The organism is Mesorhizobium sp. (assembly GCF_041661565.1).
Taxonomy (GTDB): Bacteria; Pseudomonadota; Alphaproteobacteria; order Rhizobiales; family Rhizobiaceae; genus Mesorhizobium.
This window is the reverse complement of the sequence record NZ_JBAZUD010000016.1, coordinates 1-23,148: the sequence shown is the minus strand read 5'-3', so window position 1 is coordinate 23,148 and position 23,148 is coordinate 1. Positions and strand designations below refer to the sequence as shown.

At 62.1% G+C, this 23,148-nt stretch carries 22 protein-coding genes and 1 pseudogene; 11 read left to right on the top strand and 12 right to left on the bottom strand.

What is annotated here, in order from left to right:
- Window positions 1-64 precede the first annotated feature (64 nt).
- The 8 genes from WC739_RS04990 to WC739_RS04955 all read right to left on the bottom strand — a co-directional run bounded on the left by WC739_RS04990 (window position 65) and on the right by WC739_RS04955 (window position 9,254).
- On the bottom strand, window positions 65-823 hold the full coding sequence (locus tag WC739_RS04990) for a molybdopterin-synthase adenylyltransferase MoeB (RefSeq protein WP_372951909.1): 759 nt from the start codon (window positions 821-823) through the stop codon (window positions 65-67).
- A 31-nt stretch (window positions 824-854) separates the two neighbouring features.
- Window positions 855-1,994, bottom strand: coding sequence for a DNA replication/repair protein RecF (gene recF, locus WC739_RS04985; protein ID WP_372951908.1), 1,140 nt, complete (start codon window positions 1,992-1,994; stop codon window positions 855-857).
- A gap of 76 nt (window positions 1,995-2,070) precedes the next feature.
- Window positions 2,071-3,189 carry a DNA polymerase III subunit beta gene (dnaN, locus tag WC739_RS04980; RefSeq protein WP_372951907.1) on the bottom strand — a complete coding sequence of 373 codons (1,119 nt, stop codon included), beginning with the start codon at window positions 3,187-3,189 and terminating at the stop codon, window positions 2,071-2,073.
- Between the two features lie 303 nt (window positions 3,190-3,492).
- Window positions 3,493-4,965, bottom strand: coding sequence for a chromosomal replication initiator protein DnaA (gene dnaA, locus WC739_RS04975; RefSeq protein ID WP_372951906.1), 1,473 nt, complete (start codon window positions 4,963-4,965; stop codon window positions 3,493-3,495).
- Window positions 4,966-5,884: 919 nt separating this feature from the next.
- Complete coding sequence (rpsT, locus tag WC739_RS04970) at window positions 5,885-6,151, bottom strand: 30S ribosomal protein S20 (protein ID WP_224665257.1); 267 nt, start codon at window positions 6,149-6,151, stop codon at window positions 5,885-5,887.
- A gap of 172 nt (window positions 6,152-6,323) precedes the next feature.
- Window positions 6,324-7,097 (bottom strand): enoyl-CoA hydratase, encoded by a 774-nt coding sequence (locus tag WC739_RS04965; protein WP_372951905.1) that lies wholly within the window; start codon window positions 7,095-7,097, stop codon window positions 6,324-6,326.
- 32 nt (window positions 7,098-7,129) lie between these two features.
- On the bottom strand, window positions 7,130-8,020 hold the full coding sequence (gene mutM, locus WC739_RS04960; RefSeq protein ID WP_372951904.1) for a bifunctional DNA-formamidopyrimidine glycosylase/DNA-(apurinic or apyrimidinic site) lyase: 891 nt from the start codon (window positions 8,018-8,020) through the stop codon (window positions 7,130-7,132).
- Window positions 8,013-9,254, bottom strand: coding sequence for a phosphopentomutase (locus WC739_RS04955; RefSeq protein ID WP_372951903.1), 1,242 nt, complete (start codon window positions 9,252-9,254; stop codon window positions 8,013-8,015). The genes mutM and WC739_RS04955 overlap by 8 nt, the downstream gene beginning before the upstream one ends.
- Before the next feature lie 640 nt (window positions 9,255-9,894).
- On the opposite strand from WC739_RS04955, the gene WC739_RS04950 reads away from it, so the two are divergent.
- A complete protein-coding gene (locus WC739_RS04950; protein WP_372951902.1) occupies window positions 9,895-10,023 on the top strand; it encodes a hypothetical protein in 129 nt (42 codons plus the stop codon).
- 6 nt (window positions 10,024-10,029) lie between these two features.
- Here the strand turns inward: WC739_RS04950 and WC739_RS04945 are convergent, their stop codons facing one another.
- The 3 genes from WC739_RS04945 to WC739_RS04935 all read right to left on the bottom strand — a co-directional run bounded on the left by WC739_RS04945 (window position 10,030) and on the right by WC739_RS04935 (window position 11,830).
- Entirely contained in the window at window positions 10,030-10,641 is a 612-nt protein-coding gene (locus WC739_RS04945; RefSeq protein WP_372951901.1) for a TadE/TadG family type IV pilus assembly protein, read from the bottom strand.
- 37 nt (window positions 10,642-10,678) lie between these two features.
- Window positions 10,679-11,269, bottom strand: coding sequence for a TadE/TadG family type IV pilus assembly protein (locus tag WC739_RS04940; RefSeq protein ID WP_372951900.1), 591 nt, complete (start codon window positions 11,267-11,269; stop codon window positions 10,679-10,681).
- Between the two features lie 138 nt (window positions 11,270-11,407).
- Window positions 11,408-11,830, bottom strand: a complete 423-nt coding sequence (locus WC739_RS04935) for a pilus assembly protein N-terminal domain-containing protein (protein WP_372951899.1) — start codon at window positions 11,828-11,830, stop codon at window positions 11,408-11,410.
- Between the two features lie 323 nt (window positions 11,831-12,153).
- Here WC739_RS04935 and WC739_RS04930 point away from each other — a divergent pair, with 323 nt between their 5' ends.
- The 9 genes from WC739_RS04930 to WC739_RS04890 all read left to right on the top strand — a co-directional run bounded on the left by WC739_RS04930 (window position 12,154) and on the right by WC739_RS04890 (window position 21,206).
- Window positions 12,154-12,318, top strand: a complete 165-nt coding sequence (locus tag WC739_RS04930) for a Flp family type IVb pilin (RefSeq protein ID WP_372951898.1) — start codon at window positions 12,154-12,156, stop codon at window positions 12,316-12,318.
- Between the two features lie 150 nt (window positions 12,319-12,468).
- Window positions 12,469-12,987, top strand: coding sequence for a prepilin peptidase (locus WC739_RS04925; RefSeq protein WP_372951897.1), 519 nt, complete (start codon window positions 12,469-12,471; stop codon window positions 12,985-12,987).
- 214 nt (window positions 12,988-13,201) lie between these two features.
- Window positions 13,202-14,014 carry a Flp pilus assembly protein CpaB gene (gene cpaB / locus WC739_RS04920; RefSeq protein ID WP_372951896.1) on the top strand — a complete coding sequence of 271 codons (813 nt, stop codon included), beginning with the start codon at window positions 13,202-13,204 and terminating at the stop codon, window positions 14,012-14,014.
- The gene (locus tag WC739_RS04915; RefSeq protein ID WP_372951895.1) at window positions 14,011-15,537 is read left to right on the top strand and encodes a type II and III secretion system protein family protein; all 1,527 of its coding nucleotides are present in this window, start codon (window positions 14,011-14,013) and stop codon (window positions 15,535-15,537) included. The genes cpaB and WC739_RS04915 overlap by 4 nt, the downstream gene beginning before the upstream one ends.
- A 14-nt stretch (window positions 15,538-15,551) precedes the next feature.
- Window positions 15,552-16,286, top strand: coding sequence for a CpaD family pilus assembly protein (locus tag WC739_RS04910; RefSeq protein WP_372951894.1), 735 nt, complete (start codon window positions 15,552-15,554; stop codon window positions 16,284-16,286).
- A 26-nt stretch (window positions 16,287-16,312) separates the two neighbouring features.
- Window positions 16,313-17,593 (top strand): CpaE family protein, encoded by a 1,281-nt coding sequence (locus tag WC739_RS04905; RefSeq protein ID WP_372951893.1) that lies wholly within the window; start codon window positions 16,313-16,315, stop codon window positions 17,591-17,593.
- A 29-nt stretch (window positions 17,594-17,622) separates the two neighbouring features.
- A complete protein-coding gene (locus WC739_RS04900) occupies window positions 17,623-19,128 on the top strand; it encodes an ATPase, T2SS/T4P/T4SS family (RefSeq protein ID WP_372951892.1) in 1,506 nt (501 codons plus the stop codon).
- A gap of 20 nt (window positions 19,129-19,148) precedes the next feature.
- Window positions 19,149-20,162, top strand: a complete 1,014-nt coding sequence (locus tag WC739_RS04895; RefSeq protein ID WP_372951891.1) for a type II secretion system F family protein — start codon at window positions 19,149-19,151, stop codon at window positions 20,160-20,162.
- Window positions 20,163-20,180: 18 nt separating this feature from the next.
- Entirely contained in the window at window positions 20,181-21,206 is a 1,026-nt protein-coding gene (locus tag WC739_RS04890) for a type II secretion system F family protein (RefSeq protein ID WP_372951890.1), read from the top strand.
- An 83-nt stretch (window positions 21,207-21,289) separates the two neighbouring features.
- Here the strand turns inward: WC739_RS04890 and WC739_RS04885 are convergent, their stop codons facing one another.
- Window positions 21,290-22,111 carry a tetratricopeptide repeat protein gene (locus WC739_RS04885; protein WP_372951889.1) on the bottom strand — a complete coding sequence of 274 codons (822 nt, stop codon included), beginning with the start codon at window positions 22,109-22,111 and terminating at the stop codon, window positions 21,290-21,292.
- Window positions 22,112-22,459: 348 nt separating this feature from the next.
- On the opposite strand from WC739_RS04885, the pseudogene WC739_RS04880 reads away from it, so the two are divergent.
- Window positions 22,460-23,148: pseudogene (locus WC739_RS04880) on the top strand (leucyl aminopeptidase family protein); the annotation flags it as partial.

Sequence of the window (23,148 nt, the reverse complement as noted above, 5' to 3'; positions counted from 1 at the left end):
GCAGAGATCAGGCAGCGGCGCACGGTCCGCCTTTTGGCGGTCTCCACGCCCTGATCCCTGTTGCCTACTCCCTGGCCTTGTACCGGATCGTGTCGAAGCGGGCGGCAAGCGCATCATAGAGCAGCAGGCGGCCAACCAGCGGCTCGCCGATCCCGGTGATCAGCTTGATCGCTTCCATGGCCTGCAGGGTGCCTATGACGCCGGTCAGTGCGCCAACCATCCCCGCCTCGGCGCAGGACGGCACCAGGCCGGGTGGCGGCGCTTCCGGAAACAGATCGCGATAGCTCGGGTTGGGCTTGCCGTCCTTGCCCACCTCGAATGGCTTCAGCACCGTCACGGACCCGTCGAAGCGGCCGACCGCGGCGTGCACCAATGGTCTCTTTTCGCGCGCGCAGGCGTCGGCCACCGCATAGCGGGTTTCGAAATTGTCCGAGCCGTCGATGACGATGTCGTAGCGGGCGATCAGGGCGGGAGCGTTATCCTCGGTCAGCCGCAAGCTGTGCGTCTCGACATTGGTGTTCGGATTGATGCGGGCGAGGGCCGCCTTGGCGCTTTCGGTTTTCAGCATCCCCAGATTATTGGTCCCGTGAATGACCTGGCGCTGCAGGTTGGAGAGCGACACGGTGTCGTCGTCAACCACGCCCAGCGTGCCGACGCCGGCGGCGGCCAGATATTCCAGCACCGGTGCGCCCAACCCACCCGCGCCGATGACTAGCACCCGCGCCTGCTTTAGCTTTTGCTGGCCGGCGCCGCCAATCTCCGGCAAGACGATATGGCGGGCATAGCGTTCGATCTCGTCTTGGGTCAGGGCGGCTGGGGTCATTGCCGGATCATATAGTGACTGGAAAACCTTGTCAGGCGTCTTCGGTCGGCTCGACCTTGCCATGGTCGACGGTGAGGAACTGGGCACGCCCCTTGAGACTTGAAAACAGCCCTGCGTCGGTTCCCGTCATGAAAGCCTGGCAGTTCAGGTCCTCGAGGATCGAAAACAATGCCGCACGCCTTCCGCTGTCCAGATGGGCGGCGATTTCGTCGAGCAGCAGGATCGGCGTCATGCCTGACATTTCGCCGGTTAGCCGGGCGTGCGACACGACGATCCCGACCAGCAGGGCCTTCTGTTCGCCTGTCGAGCAAAGCTCGGCCGGCATTGCCTTGGGACGGTGCCGGACAAGCAGGTCGGAGCGGTGCGGGCCTTCGAGCGTGCGCCCGGCGGCACGATCACGATCTCGGCCACCAGCAAGCGCCCTGCGAAACCGCTCCTCGACATCGACCGCCGGCGCGTTGGCAAGCTCGATTTCCAGATCTCCCGCAAGGCTGATATCGGCCTGCGGGAACGGGCCGGTGTCGGGCAGGCGGTCGATCATGGCGGCGAGCAGGCGCACCAGCTCGGCGCGCGCTGCCGCAATGGCGACGCCGGTTTCAGCCATCTGTGTTTCGATGGCATCGAACCAGCGATCGTCCCGCGAGCCTTCGGTAAGCAGGCGGTTACGGCCGCGCATTGCCTTCTCGTAGTCCAACGCGCGCTGGCCGTGGCCTGGATCGATCGCCAGCACCAGCCGGTCGAGAAAGCGTCGGCGATCGGCGGCGGGCCCGGTGAAGAGCGCGTCCATGGCCGGGGTCAGCCACACGACGCGAAGCCATTCCAGCATGTCGTCCGCCGATCGGGCCGGCGCGCCATTGATGCGGACACGTCTGCCGCCGTCGCCCTCTCCAATTGAAATGCCCGTGCCGATCTCGATCTGGCCGTCCGGTCCATCCAGCCGGGCGTGCACCGCAAAGCCGCCGTCGCCGCCTTCTCGGGCGACATCGGCGTAAGGCGCCCGGCGCAGCCCGCGCCCCGGCGTCAGCAAGGAGATCGCCTCCAGAAGGTTCGTCTTGCCGGCACCATTGTCACCGGAAAACACCACTGCGCCCGGGGCGAGATCGACCGCCAGCGTCGCGTAGTTACGAAAGTTCGTAAGTGTAAGCTTACTTATATGGGTTTGTGCCGGCAACCGCTATCCGCCTGTAGAAGTCGCCATTGTTTCTGCTGCAGGTCCCGTCGCCGGGCGATGGACGATGCCGCGCCGGCTAAACCCGCATCGGCATCAGCACGTAAAGCGCTGTCTCATCGGCCATGTCATGGATCAGCGTCGGTGAACCGGCATCGGCCAGCATGAATTTGGCTTCGGTGCCGGTCAGCTGCGCGGCGACATCAAGCAGGTACTTGGCGTTGAAGCCGATCTCGATCGGGTCGGAAGAATAGTCGGCCGCCAACTCCTCGGTGGCGCTGCCCGAATCCGGGTTGTTGACCGCAAGCGTCACTTGGCCCTCGCTGATCGAAAGCTTCACCGCGCGGCCTCGTTCCGAGGAAATGGTGGAAACGCGATCGACGGCGGCGGCAAAACTCTGGCGGTCGATGATCAGCTTCTTGTCATTGCCGGTCGGGATGACCCGCTGATAGTCAGGGAAGGTGCCGTCGATGAGCTTCGAGGTCAGGACCACGCTGCCGATGGTGAAGCGGATCTTGGTGTCGGACAATTCGGTCGTCACGGGGACATCCGGATCGTCGACCAGTTTTTGCAGCTCGCTCACCGTCTTGCGCGGAATGATGATGCCAGGCATGCCCTCGGAACCTGCCGGCGCGTCGATTTCGGCGCGCGCCAGGCGGTGGCCGTCGGTGGCGACCGAGCGCAGCTTGAGCTTGCCGCCGACCTCATGCGTGTGCAGGTAGATGCCGTTGAGGTAATAGCGCGTCTCTTCGGTGGAGATGGCGAACTGGGTCTTCTCGATCAGGCCCTTCAGGGCAACCGAGTCGAGACGGAAGATATGCGAGAAGGACCCGGCCGAGAGCTCGGGGAAGTCCGATTGCGGCAGGCACTGGAGACGGAAGCTGGAGCGGCCGGACGCCACCGTCATGGCGTTGCCGTCCTCGTCGGTCTTCAGCATCACCTCGGCGCCGTCGGCGAGCTTGCGCACGATGTCATAGAGCAGATGCGCGGGAACCGTCGTCGCCCCGCCACGCTCCACCTTGGCCGGCGTCGCTTCCGTCACTTCGAGGTCGAGGTCCGTGGCCTTCATTTCGAGGCTGGCGCCGTCGGCGCTGAGCAGGACATTGGACAGGATCGGTATGGTGTTGCGCCGTTCGACCACGCGGTGGACGTGGTTGAGCGACTTCAGGAGATTTGACCGTTCCAGGATAACACGCATGACGAAACAGGCTCGCTTGAATGAATGACGGGTCTCCGGCGACCGGCGCCCCGCGAAAGGTCTGAACAGGCTCAGAATCTGCGTAAACTGACAGGAAAAAACCAGCGAACGCAAGCCCGCGCCATCGGTTCGGGCCGGCTCCGCGGGCTTTCTGGGGATAAAGGGCACTAAGTCCGCGTGCCCGGCTGATCAATCCGGAATTCGGGCCGCCCGCCAGGGGCGCGGCCGGCCCGTTCGGCCCTCCGAGCCGTACAGGCAACCCGTTGATTTCCAAAAGCCTTCCGGGTCAGCTCTTCGAGGCGATCAGGCCTGGTCGTTGATCAGCCTTCTCAACAGCTCGAGTTCCTGCGCCAGCGTGTTGTCATTGCCGGAAAGGTCCTCGATCTTGCGCACGGCGTGCAGCACCGTGGTGTGATCGCGACCGCCAAAACGCCGTCCGATCTCCGGCAGCGAGCGCGGCGTCATGACCTTCGACAGGTACATGGCGACCTGCCGCGGCTTGACGATGGTGCGTGTGCGCCGGTTGGACAGCAACTCGGTCTTCGACACGTTGTAATGGCGCGCCACGATCCGCTGGATATCCTCGATGCGCACCCGCTTCGGCTCGCCTGTCCGATAGATATGGCCGAGGATTTCGTCGATACGGTCGATGGTGATCTGCGGCTCGAAGGACTGGCGGAAAAGCAGTTGATTGAAAGCGCCTTCGAGCTCGCGACCGCTTCCGGTCACGGTTCGGGCGACGTGATTGAGGATCTCTTCCGAAATGTCCAGCGAGGCGTCATCGACCCTGGCGGTGGCGAGGCGCAGTTTGAGCATGCCAAGGCGCATGACGAAATCGGGCGCCGACATCTCGAGCGCGACGCCGCCATTGAGGCGCGAACGCACCCGCGGCTCGAGCGATTCCAGCTCCGACGGCGGCCGGTCGGCGGCAACGACCACCTGCTTGGCGCTGTCGAGCAGCATGTTGATCAGATGGCAGAATTCGTGCTGAATCGACTTGCCCTGGAGGAATTGCATGTCGTCGATGATCAGCAGGTCGATGTCGCGCAGCTGCTCCTTGAGCGTCAGCGCATTGTTGTCGCGGATCGCGGTGGCGAAGCGCCACATGAAATACTCGGCGGTAAGATAGACGACGCGCGACTTGGGGTTTTGCTTCAGCGATTCCGCCGCGATGGCCTGCAGCAGGTGGGTCTTGCCAAGTCCGACGGTCGCGTGGAGGAAAAGCGGATTGAAGCGCACCGCGCTCGACTGCGATTCCGCCACTGCCTTGGCAGCGGCGAAGGCCACCCTGTTCGACGGACCCTCGATGAAGGAGCCAAATGTGTAGCGCGGGTCGAGCGGTGAGCCGAGCACATTGTGCCGGAACTCGGTCTCTACCGGCGTGCCCGGGCGCGGAGGCGGTGTCCGCTCGGCGCGGCCGGGGCTGACGGTGCCGGCGGCGAGCGCCGTTTGCGTTTGCCGGGTCATCTTGCGTGCAGGGGCCAGGTCAGGCTCGGCCTGGCCGCGCCCCTGGCGGGTCGCGGTGCGAACGACTATCTCGATCTTGAGAAGATTGGCGTCCTCCTGCTTCCACAGCTCCGACATCAGGTCGAGATAGTGACCGTTGATCCATGAGCGCAGGAAAGCTGTGGGCACCGAGATGCGGACGATGCCCTTGGAGGCCTCCGCCACCTTCATGCGGCCAAACCAGCTCGAATAGACCTCGGTCCCCAGACGCGCCTTCAACTGGGCCTTGACCCTGTCGAACTTCTGCTCCGCGTCGCTGGAGACCATCATGTCATTTGCTCCGATCAAGGTTCCAGGAAATGGGAGGTCGCCCGTAAGCTCCCTTTCGATGCCGCTCTGCATGGTTCTTCCTTGCCTTTCCGTACCTGTTTCCCGCCGGGGATGCGCCTCCAGCATCCTTGTTCCGGCACCTTCGTCTTCGCTACGATGTCCTTTGCCGCCGCCGACAAATGCCATCGCCCAATATCCGGGGAACCGGTGCTGGCCATGGAAGCCAGTCCGTGTCGGGTGTGTCACGGCAATACAACGCCATCCGGCGAAAAGCGCCGGCGCGCTGTCTACCTGCCATGTCTTGTTACGCCAGTCCCCTACCGTACCGAAAAAGACAAACCAAGCCCGTTCGCGGACTTGATCCGCGTTGCAAATGCCGCCAATTTAAGCTGGCCAGTTCAGGCTGGGTTGAGGGCCGCAGGCCCGTCCCTTTCGATAGACCGACATTACCGAAATCGCTGTGGATAGGGCAAGGCCACCCCTAACCGATTTTTAAGGAATCTGGTTCTTGAATGAGGGTTGGGATGGCATGTCGCAACGGCACATTCTGACAAAGCCATTGTGATTCAAACCCTTTTCCGGCGAATATGAAAAAGGCGGCGCGCCGCGAAATTTTCTCAAATAATTCGCTTGACAGCTACTTGTCCCCGATCGCCCCGTCCGGATGTGGACAAGCTGTGGATGACCACCGGTAACTATTTGAAAAATATTGATTTTTGCTGGGCAATGAATTTTTCGGGCTAGCCTGGTTCAGGTATGCCGACGATCACCGGGGGCGGTTGTGCCGGCAAAGCATTTCGGATGCTGAAACCCGCGGCCGGAGACGTTTCCGAGCATTCTTTTTAAGTACTTGCCGGCAAACGAAAAAACCCGGCGCGATCGGCCGGGCTTTTAGAAAGTTCAGTCAGGAAGACGTTTATCAGGCCGACAGAACCCTGAGCCGCTGGGCCAGGCGCGACACCTTGCGGGACGCTGTGTTCTTGTGGATCACGCCCTTGGTCGCGGCGCGCATCAATTCCGGCTCGGCGACTTTGAAAGCAGCCTGCGCGGCCGCCTTGTCGCCGGAGGCAAGCGCCTCTTCGACCTGGCGGATGTAGGTGCGGACACGCGAGCGGCGGTTCTTGTTGATCGCCGCACGGCGGACGATCTTGCGCGTTGCCTTTTTGGCCGAGGATGTATTGGCCATGATGCCTCTCTTCTGATCTGGTGGGCGCATGCGGGGTGCCGCAGGGCGCAAAAAACAAACGGGCAGCAACGGGGCCGCCTCGGTTGGTGCGGCTTATAGTTCAGCTTTTCCGGCGCGTCAACGCTGCCCGTCCTTCTTTTTGACCCACCTGGTGAGCGTCGCCTTTCACGCTTCAGCGGTTGGTGAAATTGGGCTTCCGTTTCTCGGCGAAGGCCGCCATGCCCTCCTTCTGGTCTTCGAGCGCGAACAGCGAATGAAACAGCCGCCGTTCGAAGCGCAGGCCCTCGGCGAGCGTCGTCTCATAAGCACGATTGACCGCCTCCTTGGCCATCATCACCGACGGCAGCGAAAAGTCGGCGATCTTGGCTGCAGCCTTGACCGCCTCTTCGACGAGCGCGCCGGCGGGCACCACGCGTGATACCAGGCCCGAGCGCTCGGCTTCGGCCGCATCCATCATTCGCCCGGTCAGGCACATGTCCATCGCTTTCGACTTTCCGACGAAGCGGGCCAGCCGTTGCGATCCGCCCATGCCAGGAATCACACCGAGCGTGATCTCCGGCTGTCCAAACCTCGCGGTGTCGGCGGCAATGATGAAATCGCACATCATCGCCAGTTCGCAACCCCCGCCGAGCGCATATCCGGCCACGGCCGCTATGATCGGCTTTCGTGCCCGCGTAAGCTCTTCCCAGCCGACGAAGAAGTCTTGGGCGTAGGCGTCGACATAGGAGATCGACTGCATCTCCTTGATGTCGGCACCGGCGGCGAAGGCCTTCTCGGAACCGGTGATGACCATGGCGCCGATATTTGCGTCGGCGCCGAAATCCTTCACCGCCGCGACCAGTTCGGTGAGGATGCGAGAGTTCAGCGCGTTGAGCGCCTGCGGCCTGTTCAGCGTGACCAGCCCAACCTTGCCACGTGTCTCGGTGATGATCGTCTCATAGGCCATGGCTGTGTCTCCTCGCTCGATTCTCGTCTAGCTTACCGCTGACACGTCCGGCAATAGAAGGTCGATCGTCCGCTCTGCACGATGCGCTCGACATGGCCGCCGCAGCCGGGCTTGGGGCAGGGCTCGCCTTCTCGATCGTAGACGGCGAAGGAATGCTGGAAATAGCCCAGCGAACCGTCGGTCTGCATATAGTCCCGAAGCGAGGAGCCGCCGGCGGCAATGGCGTCCGATATGACCGAACGGATGGCCTCGGCCAGCCGTTCGCTCTGGGCCTTGGCCTTTTTTCCAGGCTTGGCGATCGTGCCCGCCTCGCGCAATGGCGACAGGCTGGAACGCCACAGGGCTTCCGAGACATAGATATTGCCCAGCCCGGCGATCAGTCTCTGGTCGAGAAGCGCTGCCTTCAGCGGTGATCGCCGCCCCTTCATCAAGGAGGCGATCAGCGTGCCGTCCAATCTGTTGCCGGTCGGCTCTACGCCAAGCCCGGCCAGCATCGGATGGTCCTCAGCCGCGCCTTCGGCAAAGAGCATGAAACCGAAGCGGCGCGGGTCGTTGAAGATGACGCGGGATCGTGCGCCGGCAGGCGAGGCGACATGGAAGACGACATGGTCGTGACTGGAACTCTTCGAGCGATCATGGTGGAAGATGCCGGGCAGGTGGCTGTCGTCCTCCGTCTCGATGCGGAATGATCCCGACATTCCGAGATGGCAGATCAAGACCGGCCCGCCGTCCAGTTCCATTGTCAGGTATTTGGCGCGGCGGCCGAGCGCGGTGATGGTCTTGCCGGTCAGCCGCTGCGAGAATTTTTCGGGGAATGGAAAGCGCAGATCCGGCCGCCGCGCCTCGACGCGCATGATGGTGGCGCCTTCCAGCACCGGCTGCAGTCCACGCCGGACCGTTTCGACCTCCGGCAATTCAGGCATGGCCGCCGATCATCGCAAGGAAAGAAGAGCCGTGGCGGCCGGCCGCTAGCCCGAGATGCTCGGCCACGGTTTCTCCGATGTCGGCAAATGTCGTCCTGAGTCCTATGTCACCGCCCTTGAATCCCGGTCCGGTGCCGATCACCGGAATGCGTTCGCGCGTGTGATCGGTTCCGCGCCAGGTCGGGTCGTTGCCATGGTCGGCCGTCAGGATGAGAAGATCGCCCTGCTTCAGCCTCGCAAACGCCTCCGGGAGCCGCAGGTCGAAAGCCTCGAGCGCCGCAGCGTATCCCGCGACATCGCGGCGGTGGCCGAATTCGGTGTCGAAGTCGACGAAATTGGCGAAAACGAGATCGCCGTCGCCGGCATCGTCTATCGCGCCCAGCGCCTCGTCGAACATGGCCATGTTGCCCGCGGCTTTGCGCACCTGCGAGATGCCGCGATGGGCGAAGATGTCGCCGATCTTGCCAACGGCGATGACGCGGCTTCCCCGCGCCGTCAGCCGGTCGAGCAAGGTCGGCTCCGGCGGCGGCACGGCGTAGTCATGGCGGTTGTACGTACGCTCAAAGGTCGCTGCGGTCTCGCCCACGAACGGCCGCGCGATCACCCGTCCGATCCTCAGCGGGTCAACCAGTCCGCGCACGACCCGGCAGAATTCGTAAAGTCGTTCCAGGTCGAAATGCACCTCATGCGCGGCGATCTGCAGCACGGAATCCACCGAAGTGTAGCAAATCGGCTTGCCGGTACGGATATGTTCCTCGCCGAACCGCTCGATGATCTCGGTGCCCGATGCATGGCAGTTGCCGAGGATGCCCGGCACCTTGCCTTCGCGGATGATCGCCTCGGTCAGCGCCACCGGGAAAGCGGGAACCGTATCCGGGAAATAGCTCCAGTCCACGCGAACCGGCAGGCCCGCGATCTCCCAATGCCCCGATGGCGTGTCCTTGCCGCTGGAAACCTCCTGCGCCGCCCCGTGGAATGCCGTGGCGAGCAGATGCGTCCCGCCGGTATCAAAGCTCAGCCCCGTCGCCGTTTCGACAGCCTTGCCAAGCCCGAGCGAGGCCATGTGGGGGACAAACAGTGGCCCGCTGCGAAGCCCTTCGCGGTCCGCGCGGCCCTCCGCGCAGGCTTCCGCAATATGCGCGAACGTGTTGGCGCCGGCGTCGCCATAGCGCTCGGCATCAGCCGCGCCGCCGATGCCGAAGGAGTCCAGGACGAAGAGGAAAGCGCGCGCCATGAGGTTGTTGTCGCCAGTTTGGACGACCAGACATAGGGTTCCCCGGCCGCAATGGCAATTCGCAAGCCAGGCGGCATTAGCTTTTGCGTGGTCGTGGAAAAGCGGGGCCGCCGCATGGATCCGTTTCCTGTGGCGCGCTTCGATGCCGGACATGGGCAAGAGACAGGGAAAACGGACGGTCCTGCCGTGAGATCCGGCCGGACCGCATATGCGGCTTTCTTGTTGACGCATGGGGCGCTTTGGTCATGCCCGGCGCACGCCGACTGGCGTGACGATATAGGCACGTTTCGCATCGGCATCGTTGCTGAACCCGGCGCCGTCCGACAGCGTCGGCGGTTCCCTCTTGCCATTGGCGGCCTTGACGATGGAAGGCCGCGAGGTCGCCGACGATGCGCCGTTCCTGGTCCACGCGGATTCGGCGTCGGCGGCTGAAATGGATGCTCGTCGACAGCAAGGCGGATGGCTTGTTCGGCTGGATGACGGCCGCCGCCGACGGCCAGCCGGAGGCATTGGTCACGTAAGCCAGGCTTGAAGCGGCGGGACTGTCGGCCTGCTGAGATATGGTCCCCACGCCGTCCGCTCCGATCTCGACCCGGAAGCCAAGCGCCGGCTCAGCGTTTTCCTCACCAACCTGAAATCGATGACGCCGAATGTCTACGATCTCCTGGAATCGAGGCATGCCGGCGGTTTCACCGTCGCGACCGCCAAGGACTACGAAATGGCGCAAGCCATCGTCCGTTTTGTTTCGGACGGCGGCTCGCGGCCATGAGCGCCGTCAGCAATCGCTACAAGGGATTGTCAGGCTTCTGCGTGGACGCAGATAGTAGGTTTCGTTCATAGAAATGTCGTCGAAGGCCGTGATCAAGCCAAGCTTCTGCTGGCTGCCCGCCGCCCAGGTGATGACCGGCTCGTAGCCGAGATAGCTGTCGACCCGGATGAGGAAGGTGCCCGCGACATTGAGCGTCGCCGGGATCGTGGTGCTCGTGGGGCCGGCGCTCGCGACGCCGTTGACCAGCTTGCGCGACCACACCACCTTCGCCACCGGCGTGGCGTCGCTCGTAAGCTGTACTGCCGTGACGGTGATGGTCGGGTCCGAGCGGTTGTAGGGCTGAAGCGTGACGGTGCCGATCCTCATGATGGCGTCGATATCCGCCTTGGTAATGGTTGGCTGCTGGGTGACGAGATCGGCCACCATGCTGCCGATACGGCCGACCTTCTTACTGGTCTCGACGGCTTGCGAAGCCTCCATGGTCACGAAATACATGATCAGAAGGATCGGCACGATCAAGGCGAATTCGACCGCCGCGACACCGCGGAGATCGGACCGGAATCGGGTCACTTTGTGCCAGACTTTCATAATTCCAGGATGTGCCCCCGCACGCATCATGCCATTGCCCTTTTCTTCTTGTGCATCCGCAGTGCATTCAGTTGTCGAACGGCTCGTTCTGCCAGGTGACCGATGCGAAGTGCAGGGTCTTGCCGCCCTCCAGGTTGGCCATCGACTTGGCCATCAGGTCGGTCATGACCGGCCACTTGTAGAAGACGCGCAGCATATTCTTTGTTTCCGCCAGGCCAGGCGCGATCGCGAAGGACTGCGAGTTGGCGCCCTGCATCAGCACGATCTCGCCGTTCCGGATCTGGAAGCTGGCCGAAGCCGCGTCGGCGAAAGTCGCGTATTGGCGAAGATCCACCAGCAGCAGGTTGGGACAATCCTGAGAGACGATGATCTCCAGCCTGTCGCAGATCTTGTCTCTCAGCTTGGTGCCGTCGACGTCGGCGGGCTTCAACTGGCCGGTGCGCAACTGGCGCGCGATATCGTCGGTGATATTGGCCATGACTTCCTGGCCGGCAAATGAGATGCAGCTTTCCAGGATGGCAAAGACAAGAAGCGCGAACGGCAACGCGAGCATCGCGAACTCCAGTGCCGTGCTGCCGCGACGGTCGCGGAAGAAGCGAGTGAGCGCCCTTGGGCGCCGTGCCATGCGATTGTCTGTAAGGTCGAATTTCTTGCCCATTGCCTGGTCCTGCCGATCTCTATGCGGTCTTGCATGGAGCATTAGCGGAAACCAATTTAGGTCCGGTTTGAATGATCGATAAAGTCGGCGCGGGCGCTTTAACCAGATGGTAACCCGGGCAGAACGCTGCCGTGGCGCCTATCGGCTGATGCTCATCTCGGCTTCGGAAGACTTCTCGGCGTCGCTCTTGAAGGCGCTTTCGCAATAAGGGGTGCAGGACATGGTCTGTATTTCGGCGCGACGATAGATGCGCACCGAGGAGGCGTCCTGCCGCACCACGGTAACCTGCTCATCGATGATCGGCTTGCCGTCGGTATCGAGAACGACGAGATTGGTGACTCCAAACCCCTTGCCGGTGAGAACGATGGTCGAGGCATCCTGGACGGAAGCGTCGGCGATTGCCGGATTGCCGACCACGATGGTATCGGCCGGGCGTGACAGTTTCACGATCTTGGCCTGGTTCATTGTCACTTGAATGCCGGTGCCGGCCATGGCGGGCGTGGCGAGTGTCATAACCGCAAGAAGCGCGGCAATCAGAAATGACGATCTCGGTTCGACCATTGGTGCGCTCCACGCAAAGCAGACTTGTTCAACAGAATATGAACGGGATTGGTGAACCAACGGTTAAGCATGCGCTCATGCAATGGCGCTCCCGAAATGGCGGCGCAGGCCACCTGCGCGCGGTTACTGGAGCCCGCTCGGTAACGCCCAGCCGGCCCGCCATTTAGTCCTGAGTTAACCATGCAATATGTTCGATTCGCGAAAGGAATCGGTAAGGCTGTTTCTTAAGCCGATCGAAAGAGCTTCCCCCTAGATTGGCGATATCCGATCAACCAACACAGAAGTTGACGGAGTGCTGTAACACGTGGAGTAGGAGCTCTCAAATGTCTAACCTTATCGCACGCTTTGTGAAGGACGAATCCGGCGCGACCGCCATTGAATATGGCCTGATCGCCGCCCTCATCGCGCTCGCCATCATCACCGGCGCCGGCGCTCTCGGCAATGCCCTGAACGCGAAGTTCACCTCGATCTCGAGCCAGGTTAAGTAATAAAGCAGCTGATTGTCTTATGAACAAGGGCTGCCTAACGGCGGCCCTTGTTGCTTTTAAGAGGCGTTTTTCGTTTCCCGGACTTATCAAGAATTAATCCTGCCAGCCTATGGTCAAGGGGCGGTAGATTTGAACATAGGCGCGGAGCCGATGCTTGAAGCCCTGATCTTTGTCGTTTTCCCGTTTTGCATGCTTTTTGCGGCAATCTCCGACATGCTGTCGATGACCATTGCCAATCGCGTGCCGGTGCTGCTTCTCGTCGTCTTCGCGGTGGTCGCACCGCTGACAGGCATGCCGTGGGCAGCCTTTGGCATGCATTTCGCCGCCGGCGCACTCGTCCTCATCTGCACATTCGGCCTGTTCGCCATGGGTGGCATGGGCGGCGGCGACGCCAAGCTGCTGGCCGCCACCGCAGTATGGATGGGGCTCAACGTGCATCTCGTAGAATATCTCGTGGCGTCGACCTTTATCGGCGGGCTGTTGACGCTTGCTATTCTCATCTATCGGAAATCGCCGCTTGCGACCGTGACGAGTGGAAATGCGTTCCTTCGCCATCTCGCCGACGAGAAGGCCGGCGTTCCCTATGGCATAGCGCTGGGTATTGGCGGTTTGCTGACCTATCCCGATTCGCCATTGATGGTGTGGGCGCTGGCCAGGCTGGCGAGCTGATTTCCATCCACCCTTTGTAACTTTATCCCGCTGCGCCGCCGGCTTTAAAGACAGACCGGTGCTTGATGCCGTGCTAGGCGGCGGGTCGTCTGCTAATTTATGTAAACCTTAAATTAATCACGATCGTAAGCATTGCATTAACCTTGTTTTGACGATTGTCGCTGCAAAGTCCGGCTTGGCTAGGTGGTTTGCCAAGGGCAGAGGGTTCGGACAGATGCCAGCATCCCGATTGATTATTCTGAGCGTGGCGGTGGCCGCGGCGGGTGGCGCCGGCTATGTCGCTAAGAAGATGGTGGTTCCACCCACCCAGATCGTTGTCGATTCTGGTCCCAGGGCTCCTGCAATTGCTCTTCAGGATGTCCTGGTGCTGTCGGGCGACGTTCCGATGGGCATGCCGCTCGAGAACAACATCGCATGGCAATCCTGGCCGGCTGACGGGATAAACGCCAATTTTATTACCCGGGCCGCCGAGCCCGAGGCTCTGGAGAAGCTGAAGGGCTCCGTTGCCCGCATGGCGATGTATACCGGTGAGCCGCTGCGGCGCTCCAAGCTGATCGCCGAAGGACAGACCTTCATGTCGTCGATCCTGCCTTCCGGCATGCGCGCGGTCGCCACCGCCATCTCCGCCGACACCTCGGCCGGCGGCTTCATTCTTCCCAACGATTTTGTCGATGTCATCATGACCCGCAGGGCCGATGCCAGCACCGGCGGCACCGGCTTCAACACAGAAACCATCCTCAAGAACATCCGCGTCCTGGCAATCGACCAGACCATCCAGGAAGACGAGGAAGGCAAGAAGACCAAAGTGGGCCAGACCGCCACGCTGGAGCTGACGCCGCAGCAGGCTGAAATCATCACGGTTGCCCAGCAGATGGCCGATCGCCTGACGCTGTCGCTGCGGGCGATATCGGACACCCAGGAAAAGAACCTGGACCAAGCCGACTACCTCGTTTCCGGCAATGGCCGCGGCGGAACGGTGAGACTGATCAAGTCGGGTGAAGTTTCCGAAGTAGGGGCAAGGAAATGAGGCTAAATGGTAAACTGCCGGCGATCGCGGCCGCGGCATTGGGCCTGCTGCTCGTCGGAACAAACGTGCAGGGCGTTGTCGAGGCAAAGAACGCGCAGGTGACGGCTTCGGCGGCCACCCAGCGCGTCAAGCTTGGGCTCAACAAATCGGTTGTCATCGATCTGCCAAGCGATGCCTACGACATCCTCGTCGCCAACCCGACGGTTGCGGACGCGGTGACGCGCACCGCCAGACGTATCTATCTGTTCGGCAAGGCGGTCGGCGAGACCAACATCTTTGTCTTCGGTCCGAATGGCGAGCAGATCGTCAGCCTCGACCTGGCCGTCGAACGAGACGTTGCCGGCCTCGAGGACTATATCAAGCGCTTCATCCCCACCTCCGATGTGAAGGTCGAACTGCTCAACGACAACGTCGTCCTGACCGGCATGGTCGACACGCCGCTGGACGCGAAACGAGCGGTCGATCTGGCGACGATCTTCGTCTCGGGTGGTGAAGCGACGACTGGGCAGTATTCACAGACCGCTACCGGCGGTTCGGCCCAGAGCGGCGTCGACATCAACAATCCGGACCAGGAACGTCGCACCAGCAGGATCGTCAACCTGCTGCAGATCACTGGCGACGATCAGGTCACGCTGAAGGTGACTGTTGCCGAAGTCAGCCGCTCGGTCATGAAGCAGCTCGGCGTCAACATGTTTGGCAGCGGCGAGAGCAACGGCATCAGCTGGATGTCGACGGGCGACAACCCCATGGGCCTCGGCAAGGCCCTCAGCAATTCGGGATTTAATATCGGCTCATCTTCGCTGCAGGCCTATGTCAACGCCATGGAACAGTCGGGTGTGATGAAGACGCTCGCCGAGCCGACTCTGACGGCGGTTTCAGGCGAGAAGGCGACGTTCAAAGTCGGTGGCGAGTACAACATCGTCTCCAGCCAGGAAATCACCGATCCCGACATTACCAAAGGCATCCCTTCGAAGCTGACCTACCAGCTCGACAAGGTGGAGTACGGCATCGGACTGGAATTCCAGCCGGTGGTGCTGTCTGCCGGCCGCATAAGCCTGAAAGTCAGAACCTCGGTTTCCGAGCCGACGACCGAAGGGTCCGCCGCATTTTCGACGGGTCAAAAGAACGCTCCCGCCGCAAGCATCCTGTCCATTCGCAAGCGTCTCGCTGACACCACCGTCGAGCTTCCCTCCGGCGGCTCGATGATGATTGCGGGTCTTGTCCGCGACGATGTTCGCCAGTCGATCAGCAAGTTCCCCGGGTTGGGCAAGATCCCCGTCCTTGGCACGCTGTTCCGCAGCCGGGATTTCGTGCGCAACGAGAGCGAGCTCGTCATCATCATTACGCCCTATCTGGTGAAGCCGGTGGCGCGCAACGACCTTGCCAAGCCCGATGACAATTTCAACGCCGCGAGCGACGGCGCCGGCATGTTCCTTGGCCGCGTCAATCGGGTCTACGGCACCATGCAGACAGACAAGCCCAACGGCCGCTACCACGGTGTTGTCGGCTTCATCTACAAGTAAGCGGGGAAACGGACATGTCTCAGTCAGCATTGAAGGCAAGGACCATCGCCACCACGATGCTGTCCGGCCGTTCGCGGATCCACCGGCAAGCCGTTCCTATCCTGGCGCTCGGACTCGCCGCTCTGCTCGCTGGCTGCGCCCAGCGTGACAGCATCACCGTCGGCGCCATCCCCGATGACTATCGCACCACGCATCCGATCGTGATCGCGGAAAAGAACCAGAAGATCGACCTGGCGGTCGGCGCCGGTGACCGCGGCATGACGGGCTCCCAGCGGGATACGCTCCTCGGCTTCCTGGACGGATATGACAGGAGTGCCGCCCCGACGCTCACGATCCAGGTTCCGAACGGATCGGCCAACGAGGTCGCCGCGACGGCTGCCGCTCGCGATTTTGCCAGGCTCGCGGTCGCCAGCGGCATCAAGCGGAGCCGGATCGTCGTCACGTCCTATCAGGCGGCATCCAGCGAGATATCGTCGCCAGTTCGTGTCGCCTATATCTCTGTGCAAGCCCAGACCGACAAATGCGGACGCTGGCCGGCCGACCTCGGCGATACCTCTGACAACAAGCACTATGCCGACTTCGGCTGCTCCTACCAGAACAACCTTGCCGCCCAGATGGCCAACCCAGGCGACCTGCTCGGGCCGCGCAAGCAGACCACCATCGATGCCGAGCGGCGGGGGGTGATTATCGATGGGTATCGCAAGGTCCCATTCTATTCACCAGTCCCCCGAACAGAAGTCGACTATTGATCGATCGCAGTCTGGAGCACGCGGACATGAACAATCTGGCCTACGATACTCCTTCAGACGGCGACTCTTCGCAGCAGGACATGGCCGCGATGCAAGCCTTGCGGCCCATTCCGCGCATCTCGATCCAGGCATTCTGCGAGACCGAGGGCGTGGCCAATCCGGTCGAGCGCGCCGGCGAGGATCGCCGCATGGCGAAAGCGCATCTCAAGGTGCATATGGGCGGCGTGCCTACCGCCATTGAATTCTACCAGACGGCCCCGACGCCCAATCTGATCCTGCTGGAATCGCGTAGCGAGCCGAAGCAACTGCTCGAGCAACTCGCGCAACTCTCGGAATATTGCGATCCGAGTTCCAAAGTGGTGGTGATCGGCCACTACAATGATGTCGGTCTCTACCGCGAACTCATCCGCAATGGCATTTCCGAATATGTTATCGCGCCGGTGTCGATGGCCGACATCATCAGCGTGGTTTCGTCGATCTTTGTCGATCCGGAAGCCGAACCGCTCGGCCGTTCCATCGCCTTTATCGGGGCCAAGGGCGGGGTCGGCTCCTCGACGATGGCCCACAACGTCGCCTGGGCGATGTCCACGCTGTTCAAGTCCGAGGTGGTCGTCGCCGACCTCGATCTCGCATTCGGCACGGCCAACATCAATTTCGACCAGGATCCGGCACAGGGCATCGCCGAGGCCGTGTTTTCGCCGGAACGTATCGACGAGGTCTATCTCGATCGGCTGCTGACCCAGTGCGCCGAGCACCTGTCGCTGCTGGCGGCGCCTTCGACGCTGGACCGCGTCTACGATTTCGATGCGGAGGCGTTCACGCAGCTCATCGACACCGCCCAGCGCAGCGTGCCGCTGCTGGTGCTCGATATCCCCCATATCTGGACCGGCTGGGCCAAGAACACCTTGGTCAAGGCGGACGAGATCGTCATCACGGCGACCCCGGAACTGGCCAATCTGCGCAACACCAAGAACCTCCTCGACATGTTGAAGCGGCTTCGCCCCAATGATCCGCCGCCCAAGCTGATCATCAACCAGGCCGGCGTTCCCAAGCGCCCCGAGATTGCACCGTCCGATTTCGCCGAGCCGCTCGGCCTGTCGCCAATGTCGGTCATCGGCTTCGATCCGCTGTTGTTCGGCAACGCCGCCAACAATGGGCGCATGCTCGGCGAAATGGACGCCAAGAACCCGGTTGTCGCCACGATCAACGAAATCGCCCATGTGTTGACCGGACGCAGCGAAATCAAGACGAAGAAGAAACCGGGGCTTGGCAACCTGCTTGGCAAGTTCTCGCGTGGCAAGAAGTGACCCTTCAGCTGTGGAATCGGTAACCGATCATGTTTGGTAAAAGAGGCAGCGACGACGGCAACCGGTTCACGCCGGAATTCCGCCAGCCAACACCAGCCCCCGTGGCGTCGGCGGCGCCAGGTTCCGCGGATACGGCGGTTCTTGCCAGACCGACCGGAGCTCCGTCGGGCGCACCCGTCGCACCGCCGGCTCGCCGCACGGTCGAGGCGCCGCCATTGGCGCCGGAGCCGAAGCGGGCCACGCGTGAAAAAAGCGAAAGTTACTACGACACCAAGAGCCAGGTTTTCTCCGCGCTCATCGATACGATCGATCTGTCGCAACTGGCCAAGCTCGATCCCGACAGTGCACGCGAGGAAATCCGCGACATCGTCAACGACATCATCGCCATCAAGAATTTCGCGATGACGATCGCCGAGCAGGAGGAACTGCTCGACGACATCTGCAACGACGTGCTCGGCTATGGGCCGCTGGAGCCATTGCTCGCACGCGACGACATCGCCGACATCATGGTCAACGGCTCCAAGAACGTCTACATTGAAGTCAACGGCAAGGTCGAACAGACCGGCATCCGCTTTCGCGACAACCAGCAACTCCTCAACATCTGCCAGCGCATCGTCAGCCAGGTTGGCCGACGCGTCGATGAATCCAGCCCGATCTGCGACGCGCGTCTTCCCGACGGCTCACGCGTCAATGTCATCGCACCGCCGCTTTCCATTGACGGCGCCACGCTCACCATCCGAAAATTCAAGAAAGACAAGCTGACGCTGGACCAGTTGGTCAAGTTCGGCGCCATTTCGCCGCAGGGCGCCGAGGTGCTCAAGATCATCAGCCGTGTTCGCTGCAACATCGTCATCTCGGGGGGTACCGGCTCGGGCAAGACGACGCTGCTCAACTGCCTGACCAACTATATCGACCGCGAGGAGCGCGTCATCACCTGCGAGGACTCCGCGGAGTTGCAGCTGCAGCAGCCCCATGTGGTGCGTCTCGAAACCCGCCCGCCCAATCTCGAGGGCGAGGGTGAGGTGACGATGCGCGACCTGGTCAAGAACTGCCTGCGCATGCGGCCGGAGCGCATCATCGTCGGCGAAGTGCGCGGACCCGAGGTTTTCGATCTTCTGCAGGCAATGAACACGGGTCACGACGGTTCGATGGGAACGATCCACTCGAACAGCCCGCGCGAATGCCTGAACCGTATCGAATCCATGATCGCCATGGGCGGCTATTCCCTGCCGCAGAAGACCGTGCGCGAAATCGTGGTCGGCTCCATCGACGTGATCATCCAGGCGGCGCGCCTGCGCGACGGATCGCGCCGCATCACCCACATCACCGAGGTGATCGGCATGGAGGGCGACGTCATCATCACGCAGGATATCGTCCTCTACAACATCAAGGGCGAGGACGCGAACGGCAGGCTCATGGGAGAGCACGTGTCGACCGGCATCGGTCGGCCGCATTTCTGGGATCGGGCCCGTTACTACGGCGAGGAGCAGCGTCTCGCCGTTGCGCTTGAGGCGATGGAGAAACGTGCTGACTGACGGCGCGGGGGTTCTGGCCAATGTTTGGAATTGATGGCACCATATTGGCGTTTGTCGTGCTCGCCGGCTTCAGCGCCGGCGCGGTCGCTTATGCATTCCTGTTCACCCGCATGACCAATGAGAAACAGGTCGGCAAGCGGCTTGAAACCATCAAGTTCGCGGAGACGGACCGGTCCGTCGTCAAGGCCTCGCGCGACCGCGTCGCGGAGGCGGCCAAGCGGCGAAAATCAGTTCAGGACTCGCTGAAGGAGCTTGATGACAAGCAGAAATCCAAGGATGTACTCGTCAAGAAACCGCCGCTGAAGGCGCAACTTCGGCAGGCGGGCATGACGGTCACCGTCGAGCGCTTCTATATCTATTCCGCCGCTTGTGGCCTCGCCCTGACAATCGGCGCCTTTGTGTTGGGCGTGCCACTGATCGTGTTGCCGGGCGTGCTGCTGGCGGGCGGCCTCGGCCTGCCGCGCTGGTTCGTCTCGTTTAAACGCAGCCGAAGGGTCAAGGCATTCCTCAACGAATTTCCGAACGCCCTCGATATCATCGTGCGCGCGGTCAAATCCGGCCTGCCGCTGAACGAGGCCGTGCGGCTGATCGCCAACGAATCTCCCGAGCCGGTGAAGACGGAATTCAGGCGTATCGTCGATTCTCAACAGATGGGATTGTCGATCCCCGACGCGGCCATGCGCCTGTCCGAAACCATGCCCTGCACGGAAGCGAGCTTCTTCGGCATCGTCATCCAGATCCAGGCCCAGGCCGGCGGCAATCTCTCGGAGGCACTCGGCAACCTGTCGCGTGTGCTGCGCGATCGCAAGAAGATGAAGGCCAAGGTCCAGGCCTTGTCGATGGAGGCTAAGGCCTCCGCCGCCATTATCGGCGCGCTGCCCTTCATCGTCGCCTTCCTCGTCTATCTGTCGAGCCCGACCTACCTGATGCCGCTGTTCACCACCAGCGTCGGACATCTTGTCCTTGGTTGCTCGGCCGTCTGGATGTCGATCGGCATCATGGTGATGCGCAAGATGATGAACTTCGATGTCTAGAGAATCCGGGACCTCCCCATGACCGAAAACGTCATCAACTCGCTGACCGATCCGACCTTCTTGATCGCGCTGCTCGTTGGCATAGCGGTGTTCGCGACCGTGTTCACCCTGCTGCCGGCATTTAGCGGAAACCAGCTCAAGTCGCGCATGAAATCCGTCGCTCTGGAACGTGACGAACTGCGCGCCAAGCAGCGCGCGAGGCTTGCCGTCGAGGCCGATCGCCGCCGCAAGGGCCTGCGCGAGGAGCAGTCGATCGGCATGCGCAACATCGTCGAACGGCTGGACCTGCGCCGCGCGCTGGCCGACGAGGGCACATTGCAAAAGCTCAAGGTCGCCGGCTTCCGCGGGCAGAACCCGTTGACGCGGTTCCTCTTCTTTCGCCTGGTCCTGCCCTTCATCAGCTTCGGCCTGGCGCTGGTCTACCTGTTCGTGCTCGGCGGGATGGCCGACAGGCCGCTGGCCATCAAGTTCTTCGTTTGCATCGTTGTGGCTTATGCCGGCTTCTATGCACCGGTCGTGTACGTCAACAACCGTGCCACCAAGCGCAAGCAGTCGATCCAGAAGGCCTGGCCGGACGCGCTCGACCTGATGCTGATCTGCGTTGAATCGGGCATGTCGGTGGAAGCGGCGCTGCGCAAGGTGGCCGACGAAATCGGCGCACAATCGGTGGCGCTGGCGGAAGAATTCATTCTGACCAACGCCGAGCTTTCCTATCTGCAGGAACGCAAGCAGGCCTATGAGAATCTGGCGCTCCGCACCGGCCTGGAATCGGTCAAGTCGGTGACGCAGGCGCTCGTCCAGGCCGAGCGCTACGGCACGCCGGTTGCCCACGCACTGCGCGTGCTCGCCGCGGAGAGCCGCGACATGCGCATGAACGCCGCCGAGAAGAAGGCGGCAGCCTTGCCGCCCAAGCTCACCGTGCCGATGATCCTGTTCTTCCTGCCAGTGCTGTTCGCCATCATCCTTGGACCCGCCGGCATCCAGGTCAGCCAGCGCGGCGGCATCTTCGGCGACAATGGCGGAGGCCCGTCGAACAGTAAGTAACGGCGTGGCGAATCCCGCGTCAACGAACAAGGGCCGTGCTGGCGACAGCACGGCCCTTGTTCGTTGACACCAAGATCGAGGTGTCAGTTGGTCGCCGACTTCGGCTTGTCCTGATCCTTGAGCTGGCTCCAGGCATTCTGCTGGGCCAGCATCTGGCGCAGATAGGCTACGTTGGCCTGCGCCTGATCGGGGGAGAGTTCCTGAGAGGCGATCTTTTCGGCTTCGTCGAAACGGCCTTGCAGCCCGACGACCAGGGCCAGGTTCTGGCGGACCCGGCTGTCCGCGTTCGGCTGTTGCGCGGCGGTGCGCATATAGGTTTCGGCGGTGCGCAGGTCGCCCTCCAGCACATAGGACATGCCGAGATTGGAAAGCACCGAGGGCTCGTTCGGCTTGAGCTCGAGCGCCTTGCGGTAGAGCTGCCGCGCATCGTCCTTCTGGCCGAGTTGATCGAGGATTGCGGCTTCGGCCGATACCAGTCGCCAGTCAGGATATTCAGGCGTCTGCGCGCGGCGCACGGCGTCGAGGGCGGCATCGAACTGGCCGTTGGCGGCCAGGGCCTTGCCATAGGACGCGAGCACGTCGCGATCCTTCGGCAAGGCGATCGCCAGCTTGCGCATCACGGCAAGCGACTGGTCGGCGTCGCCATCCATCTGCAGCGCGGCCGCGTAGTTGGTCGCGATCCGCTTGTCGTTGGGGTTCCTGGAGTAGGACTGGCCAAGTGAGGCGGTGGCGGTGTGCAATTCACCCGCCGACATCGTTTCCAACGGCTTGCCGCTGGTGCGTCCGATGGAGCCGGTGGTGAATTTGCTCGTTCCGCAACCGGCGACGCTTGCGGCAAGCGCCAGCATGAAGGCGGTGGTGACGAGCCGTTTTCCCCTGGCTTTGATCGTGCGGTTGGTCGCCATAAGTACCTAGGCCTCCATTCATGCGTGTGACCATTGCGTGGCCATCTTCCCTCCCGAAGAAATATTCTGTTAACCCTAACGGGAGGTTAAAATTGTTATGCGGGCGCGCCGGCCTTAAGCGGGATGTAAGGGGCATGGCCATGGCGGTGCAGGCCTTCAACGGCATTGATTTCGACAGCCAGTTCGGCGCGATGGAGGGCATCGGTCGGGCGGTGGCTCGCAAGGGCAGCGAAGTCTTGTGATCGTGCGGCCAGGTGCCATCAAGCAAGGATTGCTGTAGCTAAAGCGTGCCCCATCGTGGTGGTACCGTCCACCGGCGCGGTGCTGCCCGCAAACTGGAGACCGTGAATGTCCGTCGAACTCGTCGAAAAGAAATCGAACGCCGCCCTGCCAATTCACCTGGTGACGCAAAATGGCCTGGACACGATGGGCCTACCTGCCGCTGCCCTGGCATGGGCGCGCGCCAACGGCTTTTCCGGCGAGACAGGCAGGACACTGATCATACCGGACGAGAGCGGCGGGCTCGGCGGCGCCTTGTTCGGTATCGGCGACGGCGATGACGAGGTCGCGCTGGCGATCGGCACGCTGGCGAAAACCTTGCCGGAGGGCGAATGGTTTTTCGCCTCGGCGCCGGCCGACCCGGAACTGGCGGCCATCGCTTTGGGGCTCGGCGGCTATGTCTTTACCCGCTACGGCAAGAAACCGGGCAAGGCCCTGCGCTTCCAATTGCCGTCCGGCGTTGATGCAAAACGTGTCGGCCGCATAGTCGAGGGTGTCTTCCTGACGCGCGACCTGGTCAACACGCCGACCAACGACATGGGGCCGGACAACCTCGAGCAGGCGGTGCGGACCTTGGCCGGGGCTCATGGGGCCGAAATCTCCGTCATCAGGGGCGACGAACTGCTCACCCAGAACTTCCCGATGATCCATGCGGTCGGCCGTGCGTCGGCAGAGGCGCCGCGCCTGATCGACATGAGCTGGGGGCCGGAGGGCGCGCCCAAGGTGACGCTGGTCGGCAAGGGTGTCTGTTTCGACAC

Coding starts and splice junctions, on each gene's coding strand:
- WC739_RS04990 (WP_372951909.1), bottom strand. CDS start 823: ATGACCCCAGCCGCCCTGACCCAAGACGAGATCGAACGCTATGCCCGC.
- dnaN (WP_372951907.1), bottom strand. CDS start 3,189: ATGCGTGTTATCCTGGAACGGTCAAATCTCCTGAAGTCGCTCAACCAC.
- dnaA (WP_372951906.1), bottom strand. CDS start 4,965: ATGATGGTCTCCAGCGACGCGGAGCAGAAGTTCGACAGGGTCAAGGCC.
- rpsT (WP_224665257.1), bottom strand. CDS start 6,151: ATGGCCAATACATCCTCGGCCAAAAAGGCAACGCGCAAGATCGTCCGC.
- WC739_RS04965 (WP_372951905.1), bottom strand. CDS start 7,097: ATGGCCTATGAGACGATCATCACCGAGACACGTGGCAAGGTTGGGCTG.
- mutM (WP_372951904.1), bottom strand. CDS start 8,020: ATGCCTGAATTGCCGGAGGTCGAAACGGTCCGGCGTGGACTGCAGCCG.
- WC739_RS04955 (WP_372951903.1), bottom strand. CDS start 9,254: ATGGCGCGCGCTTTCCTCTTCGTCCTGGACTCCTTCGGCATCGGCGGC.
- WC739_RS04950 (WP_372951902.1), top strand. CDS start 9,895: ATGACGCCGAATGTCTACGATCTCCTGGAATCGAGGCATGCCGGCGGT.
- WC739_RS04945 (WP_372951901.1), bottom strand. CDS start 10,641: ATGATGCGTGCGGGGGCACATCCTGGAATTATGAAAGTCTGGCACAAA.
- WC739_RS04940 (WP_372951900.1), bottom strand. CDS start 11,269: ATGGGCAAGAAATTCGACCTTACAGACAATCGCATGGCACGGCGCCCA.
- WC739_RS04935 (WP_372951899.1), bottom strand. CDS start 11,830: ATGGTCGAACCGAGATCGTCATTTCTGATTGCCGCGCTTCTTGCGGTT.
- WC739_RS04930 (WP_372951898.1), top strand. CDS start 12,154: ATGTCTAACCTTATCGCACGCTTTGTGAAGGACGAATCCGGCGCGACC.
- WC739_RS04925 (WP_372951897.1), top strand. CDS start 12,469: ATGCTTGAAGCCCTGATCTTTGTCGTTTTCCCGTTTTGCATGCTTTTT.
- cpaB (WP_372951896.1), top strand. CDS start 13,202: ATGCCAGCATCCCGATTGATTATTCTGAGCGTGGCGGTGGCCGCGGCG.
- WC739_RS04915 (WP_372951895.1), top strand. CDS start 14,011: ATGAGGCTAAATGGTAAACTGCCGGCGATCGCGGCCGCGGCATTGGGC.
- WC739_RS04910 (WP_372951894.1), top strand. CDS start 15,552: ATGTCTCAGTCAGCATTGAAGGCAAGGACCATCGCCACCACGATGCTG.
- WC739_RS04905 (WP_372951893.1), top strand. CDS start 16,313: ATGAACAATCTGGCCTACGATACTCCTTCAGACGGCGACTCTTCGCAG.
- WC739_RS04900 (WP_372951892.1), top strand. CDS start 17,623: ATGTTTGGTAAAAGAGGCAGCGACGACGGCAACCGGTTCACGCCGGAA.
- WC739_RS04895 (WP_372951891.1), top strand. CDS start 19,149: ATGTTTGGAATTGATGGCACCATATTGGCGTTTGTCGTGCTCGCCGGC.
- WC739_RS04890 (WP_372951890.1), top strand. CDS start 20,181: ATGACCGAAAACGTCATCAACTCGCTGACCGATCCGACCTTCTTGATC.
- WC739_RS04885 (WP_372951889.1), bottom strand. CDS start 22,111: ATGGCGACCAACCGCACGATCAAAGCCAGGGGAAAACGGCTCGTCACC.